8 protein-coding genes are annotated in these 16,232 nt (G+C 43.4%); all 8 read right to left on the bottom strand.

Annotated features, from left to right (window positions below):
* Nucleotides 1-55: 55 nt before the first annotated feature.
* The 8 genes from ACDQ55_RS09290 to ACDQ55_RS09255 all read right to left on the bottom strand — a co-directional run bounded on the left by ACDQ55_RS09290 (nt 56) and on the right by ACDQ55_RS09255 (nt 16,217).
* The gene (locus ACDQ55_RS09290) at nt 56-2,590 is read right to left on the bottom strand and encodes a hypothetical protein (protein WP_420981096.1); all 2,535 of its coding nucleotides are present in this window, start codon (nt 2,588-2,590) and stop codon (nt 56-58) included.
* Nucleotides 2,591-2,915: 325 nt separating this feature from the next.
* The gene (locus ACDQ55_RS09285) at nt 2,916-4,094 is read right to left on the bottom strand and encodes a metallophosphoesterase family protein (protein WP_420981095.1); all 1,179 of its coding nucleotides are present in this window, start codon (nt 4,092-4,094) and stop codon (nt 2,916-2,918) included.
* Nucleotides 4,095-4,105: 11 nt separating this feature from the next.
* Nucleotides 4,106-5,089 (bottom strand): hypothetical protein, encoded by a 984-nt coding sequence (locus ACDQ55_RS09280; protein ID WP_420981094.1) that lies wholly within the window; start codon nt 5,087-5,089, stop codon nt 4,106-4,108.
* Between the two features lie 61 nt (nt 5,090-5,150).
* A complete protein-coding gene (locus tag ACDQ55_RS09275; RefSeq protein WP_420981093.1) occupies nt 5,151-6,686 on the bottom strand; it encodes a hypothetical protein in 1,536 nt (511 codons plus the stop codon).
* Nucleotides 6,687-6,730: 44 nt separating this feature from the next.
* Nucleotides 6,731-9,502, bottom strand: coding sequence for a TonB-dependent receptor domain-containing protein (locus ACDQ55_RS09270; protein WP_420981092.1), 2,772 nt, complete (start codon nt 9,500-9,502; stop codon nt 6,731-6,733).
* 232 nt (nt 9,503-9,734) lie between these two features.
* The gene (locus tag ACDQ55_RS09265; protein ID WP_420981091.1) at nt 9,735-11,198 is read right to left on the bottom strand and encodes a RagB/SusD family nutrient uptake outer membrane protein; all 1,464 of its coding nucleotides are present in this window, start codon (nt 11,196-11,198) and stop codon (nt 9,735-9,737) included.
* Nucleotides 11,199-11,210: 12 nt separating this feature from the next.
* Nucleotides 11,211-14,342, bottom strand: coding sequence for a SusC/RagA family TonB-linked outer membrane protein (locus ACDQ55_RS09260; protein ID WP_420981090.1), 3,132 nt, complete (start codon nt 14,340-14,342; stop codon nt 11,211-11,213).
* Between the two features lie 474 nt (nt 14,343-14,816).
* Nucleotides 14,817-16,217, bottom strand: a complete 1,401-nt coding sequence (locus tag ACDQ55_RS09255; RefSeq protein WP_420981089.1) for a RagB/SusD family nutrient uptake outer membrane protein — start codon at nt 16,215-16,217, stop codon at nt 14,817-14,819.
* Between the last annotated feature and the right edge of the window lie 15 nt (nt 16,218-16,232).

Below are 16,232 nucleotides of genomic sequence, written 5' to 3'. Positions count from 1 at the left end.
ACGGCTAAATGCAGTGCTAGCAAATGGCAGATTCATAGTTATGGGAGGCCACCCGCTAAACAATTGTTTTTGTGAAATCGGCCTGATAATCTTCCCCATAGAGCTTCCGGTATTCTCTAACGAAGTTTTCGAAAGATGACCGGGCAAGCGAGTGTTTACCGAGATATACCAATGCCTTACATTTCAACCGCATCATATCTTCATTCACGGGATCAAAAGCATAAAGATAATCGGCCACCCGTACCAGGAAGGCGGCATCTTCTTTAATATCGGCAATAGCAGTGTAACGAAGGAAACGGTCTACGATCTCATCGGAGATCCCGGATTTAAAGGGGTCTAACCATTCATGTTCATCGGTCGGCAAGAAACCACCCCGTTTGATGATGTCTGTGATCTGCATCATATCGGAGCGGCGGTTAGTTTCCCCCTGCCTGCGGATCACTTCCAGATAAGCGACGTAATCTACGTATAGCCGTTCATCATTGGTGTTGATCTTCCAATAACCGGTGTCTTTGGATATTTCACTATATCCTATTTTGTCGAGGATGTTTTTGAGCTTAGCGATATTCACTGCCAGGTTGTTGCGGGCACTTTCGGGCGACTTATCGAACCATAAGAGCTCTTTCAGCTTCTCTGCGCTGATACCCCTTTCCCATTTCACCGTATACAGCAGAATAATGAGGAACAGCTCTTTCAACAACGGCGTAAATAGTTTAGTAATATCATTGCCGGCTGCATCAAATACCTGGAAATCGCCGAATAAGTAGACTGCACTTTGTACTGGCGGCAAAGCCAATGCAGTATTTTCTTTTTCCACTTTCTCCATAGGCAACACCCCTTCTGTTTCCTGCAGTTGATCCTTTTTATTAGCGGCCGCTACAATACCACCCAACATAAAAAGTACGGTAAGGCATCCAATAGCCAACAACAGACGCTTATCTACCCGTGATAGTGGCGGCGATGGAGAAACTATAGGGAAAGGCGGATCATAAAGGGAATAAATATTCACGGTGGTATTACTATGGTCATCCGGACTATACAAGGTTACAGCAATAAAACGCTTGATAGCAGGACTATAGAAAAGGTCTGTATAAGCATCCACATCCTGAAATTGAAAAGGGATTTTGTCTCCTACCAACTCAAATGTTGGCTGAGTCAGTGAACCTTTGATCATTTGCAATTCCGAATTGAACTTATGTTTGGGGAAGATCAAACCAAAATATGCCTGGTCTTCTTTTCTGATAATAAGGGAATTAGCGAATACAAATTCTTCCGAGTCCTTTTTCAACTCATATATCTTCTTAAAAGTATGATCCCTGGGATTGAAATAATTGAGATCATAGAGGTTCCTGGGATTCAGTATCTGTTTGCCGGAGGCATTGCCATATCCGCCTATGATATATAATCCATGGTCATCTGCCCCTGCGGCAGCGAGGTAGCGGGGCGTAATAGTGCTACTACCGGAATCGCAACGGTGGTTGGCAACAAAGGGCAACGGCACATGATACACATCACTTTTATACAGAAAGTAACCATATCCATTGAAGGTATACAGGGCTGTATCCCCGCACAAGTATTTATTGAAATGTCCATACCCCGAAGAACGTTCCGGCTTTTCCAGGTAATTGCTCCAGGCGGGAGAATCTACTTGCAAACTGGCCACCCTTTTAAGATCCAGGGAAAACGTGTAGATTTCCCGGGTACCTGGATTGTATATTGACTGATAAGAGTTATACAGGTTCTGACTACCGGTAGTGTAAGCGGCAGGCGCAATTTTACCGGAGGGAATAGTATAGCTGAATAATGAGTCACGGCTTATAATGTAGAGGATACCTTGTTCCCGGTTAAAAGCTACGTTGGCAGGTCCCTTTATGTTGAAATGCCGGAGGGCTTGCCAACTGCGGTGCATTTTCCTGATCCATACCGGATTTGTTACCATACCTGGGCGTTTATTCAGGGAGTCGGTGGCCACGTTGCCTTCTTCTTCATTCAATCGCCAGATATACCGGGTCACACCATCTTCCTTCATCCGTACATTGCGGATTTTCATGGGCGGTACATCTGCATTCCTGAAGTTTTGATAATCATTGGCGCCGAAAAATACCTTATAGCAAGGAGATACGGGAAAATTAACCGTTTCTGTAAAAGTTTCCAGGTCCCGGGTAATGGTCAATAGCTTTTGAGCAGGATCAAATTTAAGATGGATGGTATGCCAATCGTCTGTAATCCCTAACCCGGGGATACTGAAAGAAATCCCGGAATAACTATCCCCGTAGATTACACGGAAATGCTTATCCCCTAAACGGGGATCATAGTCGTAGAGGATATCGATATTTTGCGCTTCATTTTGGATTATCCTCACTACATAACCAAAGTAATTTTTCTGCCGGGGAACAAAGGATATCTCAAAGGATAGTTCAAAACTCCCGGTAAAACAAATAGGTTTATCTTCCCCCAGTGCCAACCCTGTCCTTCTGTCCTGTATCACTTCATGGCTGTAAAAGCCCAGTCCATCCGTTTGTCCGGAGGCGGTAAATGCGCAAAGCAGCAACAAGAAGATACATAGACAGAAATTGTGGAATTTTATCATTACCAGCATTACTTAAATAATCCCCTTATAGTTGGCCATCACCTGAAAATACAAAATTTCACGCAGGTATAGCCAAATTACCAGGGAATCAAAAGTAACCCGAATAATATTTATTGCAAAACCGTTTAGCAAATTTCTACTCGGCCCGCATACTTTTCACAGGGTCTGCCAGCGCGGCTTTGATGGCCTAAAAACTGATAGGGGTAAAGGCGATTAGCAGGGCGGCGCCTCCAGAGAGAGCATAAGTTCGGCAGCAGATTATGCTTTAAAATAAGAAGAGGCCTGGAATTTCTTTCCAGGCCTCCTTACTTCGTTGTGAATATGCTTATTTTTTCAGATCAACGGTAATAGCATTACCCCATTTGATTGGTGTTGCCGGTTTGGTAGGATCTGTGTTCCACAGGCACTCGCGGAAGGTTACCTTCATGGTAGCCGGGTCCAGGGCTGCAAAGAGGAACGTCATTTTAGTCTCATCCGGTAAAGATACCAGGCCTTTCATTGGAGAATCGGCGCTGATTGCACTTAAAGAAACGTCGTTATCCGGACCAGTCCAGGTATAAAATTTACTTTCATGCGTATGTCCATGCAAGTATAAACGAACATTAGGATGTTGTTTCAGGAAAGCGGCGAAAGCGCGCTGTTCGATGGTACCAGCCAGGCTAGCGGAAGTACCGTCTTTGAAATGTTCATCCAGTACGTTATCGAATTTATCGGTATTGTTGATACCATGATCCCCGTTAGGGTTGGTAAAGTGGTTAGACACTACTGCTGGCTGGTCGTGTGCTACGATGACAACCGGCGTAGTTGCTTTCACGTTCTGCAGATCTGCATTCAACCAGATTCTTACAGAAGAATCGGGCCACATCTGGATAAAGCAGAAGTGTACACCTGCAATATCACGTGAATAGTTGATGCGATCGCCGTTATAGCTGTAGGTAGCAGCTGTTTTCAGTAACGACGGTTTAAACATCAGATTATAGATCTCTGCCATGGAGCTGGCATCCGTTAATGGACTCATTGTTGCATAGTAGCCAATTGTATTGGATACGTCGTGGTTACCTGGTACCATCATGAAACCAGCGGGCTGGTTATTCTGGCCTTTCAGTTTCAGGTTCTGCAGGTAATCAATTTTAAACTGCGCCCAGGAAGCAGCAGCAATTTGCACATTGGCACTGGTTTCCATTCTGTTGGCGATATCGCCGGCTTCCATTACATAATCTACGGTACCAATTTTTTTACCGGCATTAACACCACCATCAGCAGGCAGGGTAAGGTCTGGCAGGGTGTTCATTTGGGCTATCATGGCAGCATTTACCACATGAGCATCTACATTGGCTCCTCCCTGAAAATTCGTACGGGTAATACCGTAGTGGGCATCGGAAGTAAATACAAACTGAATAGTAGCAGGAGGTATAGATTTACCTTGGTCTTCATCATCTTTTTTACAGCTGGAAACTGCTACTACTGCCAACAAGGGCAGGAAATACAATATTTGTTTTTTCATATTGCTGATAATTATTTTCGTTGGTAAAATGATAAGGCAACTTGTTCGTCTGGATAGCCTTTAACTTCTGAATCGGTGACATAACCACTTCCGTCTGCTGTAAAGCAAATGCCTTCTCCTTGACGTTCGTTGCGGGCATAGGGGGCATCCTGTGGTTTACGGAGCAAAGCGGCAGCAATGCTTTCTCCACTTTGCCGCTTCCAATACCATATCTGACCGGTATTCCGCAAAAGGATTTCCGTACCGTCGGGAGAAATATCTCCGGAAGTCAACAGGTCAAAGGGTAATTTATCCAATGCTACAAGCATAGTTGGCATAGTGGTAGACTGTGGATAACGGGCTACGTACAACGTACTTCTTCCTTTCTCCTTAGTGGCAATATAAAGGTCCTTATTGAGTGGGTCTAACAGCAGCGATTCTGCATTCACCGCTCCACCAGGATAATGTAATTCAATTTTATCTACCGCAGTAATGGTAATATTAGTATTAGCAGTAGCAGCCGACAGATCCGGTTCTGGGAACCGATAAATAAATACGCTTTTATTAGCGGCATTATTATCGCCTATTTCAGCAACATAGATATAGCTTTTATCTTTATCTGGCCCCGGGCCTATTGCAATATCTTCCCAATCGTGGTTATTAATTCCCTGCAATACTAACTTTCCCAAATTAGCACCCTGAAGGTTGGTAACATACACTTCGTTGGAATTGCCGCTGTCTTCATGCACATATAACACGTTCGCATATACGTGACTGGGAGCTACTCCCGATAGTTCAAGATAATCTTGCCGTTGGGTGGCGTTAACCAATGGTGTTTCGGTAAACAAGGTGCAACGGTCTAACAAAGAAAGATCATAGCTGGCCGTTTTCACAGTATCCACCACTACGGTATCCTTACCCGGATTGGCCGTCAAAGGGCCGTTTCCTTTACCGCAAGCAGCCGCAATGGCCATCCATCCCATCAGGAAAAAACAACTATAAACACTTTTCATCATGAGAGAATTAAAATGAAAAAGGACGCGCAAACACGTCCTTTTTCACCAATATGTATAGGAATCAATACGTGTGTTGATTACCTGAATTATCTGTAGGGAAAGCACCCAGATCTTTGTTAGGTACAGTGATGTTAGCACCAAAAATTTCACCTGCAGCTAACACTTTCGTTGGGAAACCATATTGCACCAACAGTGGAGCATTAGGTTTTGAAGGAATAGCGTTTTTGCCGGTACCACCTGGATACACACCAGCACCAATAGCAGGAGAACCACTTTTCAGATGAAAATCAGCACCTGCAGGAATCTGGTTGATACGGTAGTTTCTATCTTTACTCATAGCAGCCATATCGTAGTTGGCAAACATCGGATCGTATTTCAATGAATCTGTAGCAGTATTAGTACCGTTGTTGGTACCGTTAGCCGCGATAGTTCCGTTCACATAACCATTCAGGTCGTTAGACTGTTTCAGTGTAAACTGATTTGATTCGATGAATACCATGTATTGCTCTGCACCTCCCATTGGCGTACCACGGCCAATAGCAGTAAGATTGTTGTTGTACAGGGTATTCAGGGTATCGCTGGGCTTACCTTTTTCAGAAGCATAAGAAATTCTCAGCCCTGCTTTACAGTTAACGATGATGTTATTGAAGATAAAACCACCTGCATTAGTTTCTGTATTGATAGAACCATTACGGGTAGCTTTTGTTTGTCTGAAACCACAGTTCACCACGGTGTTGTTATAGATATTCACTTGGCAACCTTTACCGGTAGCGCCAGAAGTTTTCAGACCGTTGGTAGCAATACCGTAAGTCAGGTTATAGGCCATATCTCCTATTACGCCGTCCTTGATGTTAGTAGCTTCACCACCGGTGCCGCCCATCTTGGAAAAAGTATTACGCATCAGGCTCATTTTAATATTGCTTGGACGGATACCATCATCTTTACTACCATAAAACCAGCTATCTTCCACGATCAGGCTACCCAGATCTTTAGTGCTGTTCATATAAATGGTAAAGCGTGCATCGCCAGGTGCAGCACCATATTGTGCAGCATCTTCGCCCCAGGCGCCGCCAGTATATTCCACATGCGTCCAACGCAGCAACAGCAATTTAGCATTACCACCGCACTGGAAGCCACCCCAATAACCTTTGAAAGCAGGATCATTCGCTGCATCGTCAGTATAGCTGGCGTTAGATTTTTTTACGGTGCTGGTTTCCATTACAGTGAACCAGTTTGGCTTTTCTTTAGTACCATCGCTCACCAGGGCACCATTTACATAAATAGCAGGACTGCTGGCAGGGCTAAGACCATCCCCTTCTACCAACACTGTTACGCCAGGCTGCAAATACAGTGTATCGCCTTCATTAATCGTTACATTAGACTTGATATGATAAGTTTTACCAGACAGCATAGTACCTTTCAATGGAATAGCATTTCCGGCAGCATCTTTCTTCGGCAGAATAGTATCGCTAATAGACTGTCCAACGATCAGCAAGGGCTTTGAAATGGCCACATGTTCATCGCTTTTCTTACAAGAGGAGATGACAGACATGGCAACCAAAGCTACCAGACCACTTTTAAATAGGATCTTTTTCATAAGTTTCAGCTTGGAATGAATGATTGATTGTATAATTGAAAGTGTTAAAGGATAAATCTTACTCCCAGTTGATAGGTCTGACCATATACATCCTTCTGGGCAAGGGTTTCGTTACTGCCGGCCTTCTGGTAAGGCACCGGCACGGCGTTATCAGGTACACCTTTGATATATACTTCATACGGTGTGTTCAACAAGTTCTGTATCTTGGCAAATACGGAAAAGTGTTTGCCAATCTTCTTCTCTGCAGAGAAATCAAACAGGTGCATATCTTTTTGCCAGTAATCAAATCCATAGTAAGGAGATACCAGTGCAATACGCTTACCTGTAAACTGCCAGTTCAGCTGCATATCCAATCCTATAGTTGAATTCTTATACAACAGTGCGGCGTTGGCAATATGTGCCGACTGACCCTGCAGCGGGCGTTTCTCTAATGGCGCCGGGTCAAGGAACACCTTGTTGAAAGTTTTCAGTTTAGAGGTTTCAATCGAAGAATTCGTATAGGTATAATTTATCCGGATGCCAAAATTGCGGATATACTTTTCATACACCAGTTCAAATCCAAAGTTAGTGGCATCACCAAAATTGTTGGGCTGGTATACCAAGTTGCTCTGCACGTTGGTGAGAGAGAAACCATACTCAATAGGATTCTGGATATTCTTATAGAAAGCGCCGATTAGCAATTGTTCATCTGGCTTAGGCAAGAACTCATAACGCAGATCGAAGTTATTGGCAGTAGTATGCTTCAACAAAGGATTACCTCTTTCTGTCCATTCATCGCCCTGGTAATTATAAGGCACCAGCTCAAAATAACCCGGACGGCTGATGGAACTAAAATAAGACAAACGCAGATTAGTGCGGCTGTTCAACATATATTTAAAATGTACACTCGGCAACACATCTGAATAATTGATTTTACCGGATTTTGCATCCTGTGTTACCGGCACATCTGTTTCAAACTGCTGGTCTGTATGCTCCATGCGCACACCAATAATTGTTTCCAGTTTCTTGACTGTAAATTTCAACATCGCATAGGCTGCTGAGATATTCTCATCTGCACGATAATTATTGGCCTCTGCAGGTGAACCTGCAGGATTAATCACCGTCCAATTATAATGGTAAATATCTACCCATTGTTGCATGTTCTGGCCATCTGGCACCGGCGCCATATTATAGTTCTGATAGAAATTATCACGATGTTTAGCACGGAACATTCCTCCTCCTGTGAGGTTAAAAGGAATGCCCGCTACTTTTGCAGCATAAGTAGCATTCAGGTAACCAGCGTAATCACGGTCGTTATTCTTCCACCAGGCACGGTTATACTGTTGAAGAATATTTGGGTGCTGATAGGACTCTTCTTTGGTACCATCTATATAATATCCACCATCATACTCAAACTCAGTGAGATCGGGAATAATGCTGGTAGCTTTGGAATATACAGCAGACCAATCGAGCCACAAACGTTGCGGCAAGAGATCATGATTACCTTGTAAAGAGGTACTGTTAATAGTTTGGCGTTGATATTTGGAACGGTTCAGGTACCATACTTGCCCAATGCCTGGCGCTGTGCGGGGCGCTGGTTGTAAAGTATCTCTCCCCAACCGGGCCTGTGCATCTTCCAGCATCGCAGTAAAAGAATAAAGGCTCAGTTTATTCCGGTCATTGAAACGGTAATCCACTTTTGCATTCAACCCAGTGCGGGTCAGCTCTGTAGAATAATCACGCACATAGGCATGCTTGATATACAAAACACCATCTGAATTAGCCTTATCATGATATTCGCCCGGATTGAAGATACTATGGTAACCTTTATAGGTGTGTTGATAAGAACCTCCTAACATGATACCTAACTTTTTATCGAAAAACCGGTTGCCTACAGACAAGCTACCCATCATGTTAGGCGTAAAATATTTTTTCGTGTAATTCAGGTTATCGCGGGTAAAATCTTCCGGCTTAGCCAGATAAGCAGGGCCATTGGCTTCATACGGTGATGTACGGTTAATAGCGCTAGTAGGGAAATAATCAAAAGGACGATCTATCAGCGACTGACTATAACCAGTAGATAACTGCCCGTTGAGATACAAATGGTCCGGTGCATTTTTCATCACCATATTTACAGTACCTCCAATGGCATCCCCTTCCATATTAGGGGTTAAGGTCTTATTTACTTCTACCCGCTCTACCAATTCGGCAGGAAACAGATCCAACGGCACATAGCGGTTCTTATTATCCGGACTCGGTATCTTAATACCATTGATCAGCGTATAGTTATAACGTTGATCCATACCCCGGATAATAGCATACCGTCCTTCTCCACTACTGCTTCTCTCCAGCGAAACGCCAGATACACGCTGCAATACGTTGGCAATGGTAATATCTGGAGATAACTGTATAGTTTTAGCCGAAATGATATTCATTACATTGCCGGCCAGCATTTCAGCTTTTTTAGCAGACTGGGAGGATTCCTGATCCTGCTTAGCGCTAACATTCACTGCCTTCAGCTCCTGGGTATTATCGCGCAACAGTAAATTAAGCACCATACTCCCCTGCACATTTATAACCGTGTCTAAGGTACGGTATCCTATATACGAAACTTGTAAATGATAAGTTCCCGCGCTTAACTTATCTACTGTAAAAGTACCGTCTAACCTTGCGGTACCAGCTTGTTTACCTTCTGTAACCCGGATAGTGGCGCCAGGTAATTGTTCTCTGGTTTGGGCGTCCAGAATTTTTCCTTTAATTGTAAAATCGGCTTGTTGACTAAAAGCGGTTGATATGCCACAAAAACACAAAAAGAAGACGGGTATCGTTCTTATCATTCCATAGAATTTGCTGCAAAGGAAATTTTATTTTTTCTCAGATAACAGCCGCTGAAATGATCTTAATGAAATAGTAATTATATGGTAACGATTACTTAACAAGTAATATACATATCTAGCTACAGTATTTATCCACCAGCTATTCAATACTATTGATTAACAACGTATAGCCATTGACTACTATCAGTTGGTAGTCAATGGCTATACGTTATCCTAACATTCTTATCAAGTGTTAATTATTATCTACACAAAGTTTGTTGTAGATCAGTTCATCAGAAGATATGGGCCATATATATTGTTGTGCGGTAGGCGCTACTGCCGGTACAGTGCTACTTTTGGCAGGAAAAGCAATACCCAACCGGGTAATTTCCATTCCTCTAAAACCTTCTCCCAGGAGTTCAATATGTTTCTCCTGTGCGATAGCAGCTAATAATACAGTAGCGCCAGAAAAGTTAGCTACCGTATAGCTAACGGTAGCGTCTGAACGATTTCTTACAGCAGACAATAATGCTACCGCGTATGGATCTACGCTGTTTGTCTGGCGCACCCTTGCTTCTGCCAGATTCAATAACACCTCTGCATAACGTATCACTGGTACATAGTCTGTAAAAGGGCTGGGGGTAGGAAATTTCACCCAATACTTCTTACTACCGGAAACAGCGATAAATTTCCGGCGGGCATCGGTGGCTTCTTTCCAGGAAGCATCAGCAATGATCCCATCGGGATGCAGAGAATATTCTCCATTACCGGTGTAAGGCTTGGCAGCTGGTGTAAAGTAGTATCCTAACTGGGTTTGAGTACCGGGGAAGTCGCCGGTGGTTCCTGTAAAAGGTAGCGAAAAAATAGACTCACTGGTAAGATAAGGGGCAGCAAATACCTTCTGTACATCCGGCTCCAGTTTATGCCCTGCCGGGGATACAAAAGGAGCGCCGGTTGATACTAATTTACCAGCTTCTTGTATTACTTTATCATATTGTTCCAGATAAAGGTATACCCTCGTTTTATAAGCAATAGCACTCCAAGCGTTGGCGTGTACCACTGCGGTAAGCGTACCAGGCGCCACTTTAGGCAGTAATGTTTCTGCTGAATCCAGATCACGGAGGATCTGCGCATATACTTCGTTTACAGTACTACGTGCCTTTACATAGCTGCCCAACTTATTATGCCCTTCCCAATGCAGGATCACACCGGGCTTGCTGCCAGCACCATCCCAATGTGGGCGGGCATATAACTGCAGCAAAGAAAAATAACTGATACCGCGTACAAACTTTGCTTCACCCGCATAAATCTTAGCGAGTGAATCACCTACTACCTTATTACCTACAGCATTCATTCCATCCAGGAATACATTTACGTTGTTAATAGTAATATATCCCTGCGACCAAATCTCCTTTACTTCCTGTGCCTCACCAGTAGGTACCATCCGCCATGTGGCATTCAATGTTACATTGTTCGCCTTTTCATTTACAAAGTCTTCTCCCCTTACTTCATTGGTAATAGCAAATTTGCCTCCCAGAAATTTGCCATTTTTTAATACCGTATATAAACCATTCACCTGACTGGCTATACGTTCTTTTGTCTCGAAGGCTTTAAAATCGGATATATCCGTGGTAGGCACAGGGTCTAACAATTCCTTCCGGCAGGATACCATACCCACCATTATTACAACAAATATATACAGGCTATATTTTTTCATCTTCATTCAGGTTTAAAAATTAACATTAAAACCAATAGTCAACGTACGTCCGTTGCCAATAGTATTACGATCTATCCCCTGCCCGGAGGCATTGTTGCCATTAGAAGACACTTCTGGATCTGGACCGGGATACTTTGTGAGCAATGCCAGATTCTGCCCACGCACATATACCCGGGCGCCGGTAAGATGCACTGACTTAATCATATTTTCCGGAATACCATAGCTCAATCCCACTGTATTCAGCTTAACAAAATCGCCCTTGAATACATTAGCCGCAATAGCAAAAGAAGATCCATTAGAGATATTATCGCCATACACTACTCTAGGCACATCTGTATGGTCTCCTGATTTTTGCCATCTATTCAATACATCCGTGCTGTTGTTCCAGTAACGCTGATCCCTCAAACCTGCGTTACTACCGTAATACACGTAGAAACCTGCCTGATAGGTAAGCAATACATTCAACTCAAATCCTTTATAACGGAAAGTGTTTTCAAAGCCACCCAATATTTTCGGATTGGTGTTCTTATAAGGCACAGCGTCTTTCACGCCTACTGTAGGCGCTGGTTTACCATCTGCATATTGATATTTTACTGCATCGGAATAACTGAAATATACCTGTTCACCTTGGGCGTTAATAAAAATCCTTCTGCCAGTGCCAGCGTCTACTCCGGCAGTACGTACTACATATAGCATACTCGCCGGGTAGCCCACCTGGTTAATACTGGTTTGTTCCAGGCTACTGGTGATAAAAGGAATGGAAGTAATATTCCCTGCCAGCGAGGTCACTTCATTTTTATTATAAGCTATATTGAAAGAGGCATTCCACGTGAAAGCTTTGTGTTCTACTACAGCTGCGTTTACACTAAACTCTATGCCCTTATTATACATACTGCCTACGTTGGTAGGAATGGTGGCAATAGTACCGCTGCTAGGTATCCCTGCAGAAGGCATCTGGGGAACTAACAAGATCAATCCATCAATGTTATTATAGTAATAAGAAAACTCACCGGTAACCCGGTCTTTCAACAAACCATAAGTAAAACCTACATCTGTTTTCTTACTTGTTTCCCAACTCAGGTTAGCGTTGCCTGCCTGGTTAAAATAAATGGAAGGATTCCCACCATAAGGAACAGGCCTGTAGAGTGACAATGCATCAAAATCGCCTATACCTGCGAAATTGCCCACTTTACCATGGCTACCCCGTATCTTGAAACTGCTGAACACATGATCCAGCCCTGCACTGCTCCAGAAATTTTCTTTCGTGATTTCCCATCCGGCAGAAAAACCATAAAAAGTACCTTTCTTATAATTCGGTCCAAATGCAGAATACTGGTCCTGGCGAACATTTGCGCTGAGAAAATATTTTTCTTTGAAATTATAGTTCAACCGCACAAAATTAGACAACAAATAATTCTCCCTGCGCAATAGGCTTCTGGACAGATCTGTGAGCCACCCGCCACCGGTATTATTGAAATAGTTGTCCATTTGATTCTGCCGCTCCAAACCATACCGTTCGCGGGCATCACGTTGTTGCTCATTACCCAGCAACAAGCCCAGATTATGCAAACCAAAAGAATGATCCAGTTGTGCGGTATTGGTCCATACCCATCTTTTGTACTGCGAATGGATGCTAGAAGCATCTCCATGAGAGGAATAAGCATCACCACCCAGATAGTTCTGATAGATATCGTTGTTGGTGATCAGGTAATCGGCGCCATATTGGGTTTTTAAAGTAAGCCAGTTAACCGGCTTCAATTGCAAGTATACATTACCTTGCATATGGTTACTCTCTGCAATGGAATGGTCCAGGTCTAACAGGATCTTAGGGTTATAAATAGCTACCGACAAAGTATTTTTACCCCCATTCATACCGGAGCCGCTGGCGTTATAGCTGCCATCACTGTTAAAAGGTGCTACCAACGGCGCGGTTAGAAAGGCCAAACGGCCCAATCCTCCTGAGTTAAAGGCTTCCCCTTCCAGAGAACCGGAAGAGCCGGAAATCTGGCTTAATTCATTAGAATAAGAGAGTCTGCCTCCGAGGGTAAAGGCTTTACCTAACCGCTGGTCGATGTTAAAAAGAAGATTTTTACGGGCAAAATCATTCCGTTCCAATATGCCTTGCTGTTTTGTATAGCCGGCAGAAAAATAATAGCTGCCACCTTCGTTGCCACCGGCAACATTTACACTATGGTTCTGGGAAAAAGTGCTTTTGCGATATACGATGTCCATCCACTTCGTATCTATCATATTGCCGTTAGCATCTGTATTGGCTACATAACGATCTGTACTGCCGGCATTTTTCAACCCTTCATTTTTTATTTCCAGGTATTGTGCACTGTTCAGTACACTGGGCAATCGCGTAGGCTGTGTAGTGCCTACCCAACCGTCGTAGCCTACCTTAGGGCGGCCTGCTTTACCTTTTTTGGTAGTAACAAACACAACGCCATTAGCAGCACGACTGCCGTAAATAGCCGTAGCAGCTGCATCTTTAGCAATATCAATAGAAGCAATATCTGCAGGATTGATACTGGATAACGGATTAATCGCTGCACTGTAGGTAGCAGTAACATCGCTTGTAAAGGTAGGCACCCCATCGATCACGATCAGCGGATAAGCGCTGATAGAAAGGGAGTTAGCACCCCGGATGCGGAATACCGGCGGATTATTGACAATACCATTTGGCACCGTGATCTGTACGCCTGCCGCGCGGCCACCTAAGCCCGCTTCAAAACTTTGTACGGGTAACTCGGCTACTGCCCCACCTCTTACGGAGGCAATGCTACCTGTCACTTCTTTTCTGCGCTGGGTGCCGTATCCCACTACTACTACTTCTGAGATAGCTTTGGTATCTGCTATTAACACTACTTGCAGTGGAGTATTATTCTTTATTGCCAACGTTTGTGTTTCAAAGCCAACAAAGGATACTTTTAATGTTTTTACATCTGGAGGCACTAGAATTGTGAAAGCCCCCTGTGGATCTGTAACAGTTCCTGTTTTACCTCCTGGTAAACTTACAGAAACACCTAGCATCCCTTTGCCGGTTTCATCTGTTACCCTCCCTTTAATGGTAAGTAATTGCTGGGCAAGTGAGGGTAATGCAAGCAATAGCATCCCTGCCAGCACGAGTAGAAATGTTCTCATGTTAGTTAGATTTTGGTTTTGATGATGTAAAAAATACTACAGCGGTGGTTTAGATTGTAGGTATGACCAGGCCTATCAGCTCCGTTTCAGGTGCACTGATCGCGATACGTTGTGAATAGCAAAAACTGTTTTAACTGGTGATTAATCAGATTTAATTATTAATCAGATTCAGAATTTTGGTTGTTATATGAGTACAGTCGGAATATTTCTGTATGCTTCTTAAAAATAGAAAAAAAATTAAATCATTGTATAACGATTATGCATATACTTATTTTTTATGAGGATTAAAAAACAGTTATACCCACCAGGGTAATTAATTATCAATTTTTTATATATTATAAAGTAGGGCTAATTTTTTTTATATTGCTAAAATAATGTTGTCTGTTAGCTCTTAACTGCCCGTGAGCCAATAAACAACAGGCCGCTTACCCTTACGGATAAACGGCCTGTAACGCCAGCGAATAAACGCAGCTGTTATTTGTTAATATTAGGATTATTATCTACTTCATCCTGTGAAATAGGGAAATATAATTTATCTGCGGTAACGTTATAATTCAAAGCGTTATCATTACCATCTTTCAAGGCATTCATTACTGCAACAGCGCGGTTAGTACGTACCAGGTCGTACCAACGCTGTCCTTCAAAAGCCAGTTCCAACTGTCTTTCTTTTTCTACTGCCAGGCGCAGTGCTGCCTGGGTAGCAGCAGGGGTATCTCCCAGTTTAGCACGATGTCTAACCTTATTGATGTAGTATTGAGCGCCAGCAGGGGTATTATCCAGCTTATTCAGCTCGGTTAATGCTTCTGCTTTCAATAGGAGAATATCGGCATAACGCAGGCGATAAGTATTGCTCTTACCATCTGGATCATTGTACTTAAAAATCACTGGCACTGGTTGCGCCCAGTAATCATCTGTCCATGATACATTGACAAATTGCACACTGGCATCTTTCCTTACCTGGTCATTTTCTGCATCCCAAGCCGCTACGATGGCATGGGAAGGGATATTGAATTTCTTCCAGTCGCCCCACATAAACGGTGTGTTCATACCTGCGATCCAGTTCTGGTGTACACTGCCATCAAACTGCGTTTCCCAGATAGACTCCACATTATTTTTACCGGAAGTCTGGAAAAGGCTGGCAAAATCGGCTACCAGGTCGTAACCACCGGCGGTTACTGCATCGCAGTAGCTGCTCACTTTATTCCAATCCGGATTAGGTTTTTGTGCGTATACTTTAGCTAACAGCGCATTTACACAACCTTTCGTTACAATGCCTTTGTTATTATTAGGTGGCGTTTCCCGCACGCGGGTCAGCGCAAATTCCAGATCACTGATGATCTGCGCATACACTGTATCCGCAGGCTTCTTGGTTACATACATACTAGGCAGGTCGGTAGGTACGCCTGTAATTACCGGTACTTCTTTCCAGGAGCGGATCAGGTTAAAATAATGCCAGGCACGGAGAAAGGAAGCCTCTCCCATGATCTGCTGCCGGCGTTCGTCTGTAAGGCCTTTATCATCAGCAGTAGGCGTGATACTGAGGATGAGATTACAGTTTTTGATATCGCTGTACAAATAGCCCCAATCGCGTTTTACGTTGCCATTAGCGGAGTTCACAGTAAACTTATCGATTGCAAAGTTAGCGGCATTATCACCTCCTGCGTAAGTATTATCCGACATCACATCTCCATTTACGAGGAAATCGGAAGTATAATACTCATCATACAGGTTATCATAAGCGCCCTGTAGTAATGATTCTGCACTGGCAGTTTCTGAATTAGAGATCATTTCCTTATGCAGGAAATCTTTGGTACAGGAAGTCAGCGCAGATACGCTCAACAATCCGGAGGCTATATAAATGTTTAATTTCTTCATAAATGGAATCATTAA

The organism is Chitinophaga sp. 30R24, assembly GCF_049056765.1.
Taxonomy (GTDB): Bacteria; Bacteroidota; Bacteroidia; order Chitinophagales; family Chitinophagaceae; genus Chitinophaga.
This window is presented reverse-complemented; position numbering and strand designations above follow the sequence as displayed.

Excerpts from the sequence above, each read along its gene's own strand:
- ACDQ55_RS09290 (WP_420981096.1), bottom strand. The coding sequence starts at position 2,590 with ATGATAAAATTCCACAATTTCTGTCTATGTATCTTCTTGTTGCTGCTT.
- ACDQ55_RS09285 (WP_420981095.1), bottom strand. The coding sequence starts at position 4,094 with ATGAAAAAACAAATATTGTATTTCCTGCCCTTGTTGGCAGTAGTAGCA.
- ACDQ55_RS09280 (WP_420981094.1), bottom strand. The coding sequence starts at position 5,089 with ATGATGAAAAGTGTTTATAGTTGTTTTTTCCTGATGGGATGGATGGCC.
- ACDQ55_RS09275 (WP_420981093.1), bottom strand. The coding sequence starts at position 6,686 with ATGAAAAAGATCCTATTTAAAAGTGGTCTGGTAGCTTTGGTTGCCATG.
- ACDQ55_RS09270 (WP_420981092.1), bottom strand. The coding sequence starts at position 9,502 with ATGATAAGAACGATACCCGTCTTCTTTTTGTGTTTTTGTGGCATATCA.
- ACDQ55_RS09265 (WP_420981091.1), bottom strand. The coding sequence starts at position 11,198 with ATGAAAAAATATAGCCTGTATATATTTGTTGTAATAATGGTGGGTATG.
- ACDQ55_RS09260 (WP_420981090.1), bottom strand. The coding sequence starts at position 14,342 with ATGAGAACATTTCTACTCGTGCTGGCAGGGATGCTATTGCTTGCATTA.
- ACDQ55_RS09255 (WP_420981089.1), bottom strand. The coding sequence starts at position 16,217 with ATGAAGAAATTAAACATTTATATAGCCTCCGGATTGTTGAGCGTATCT.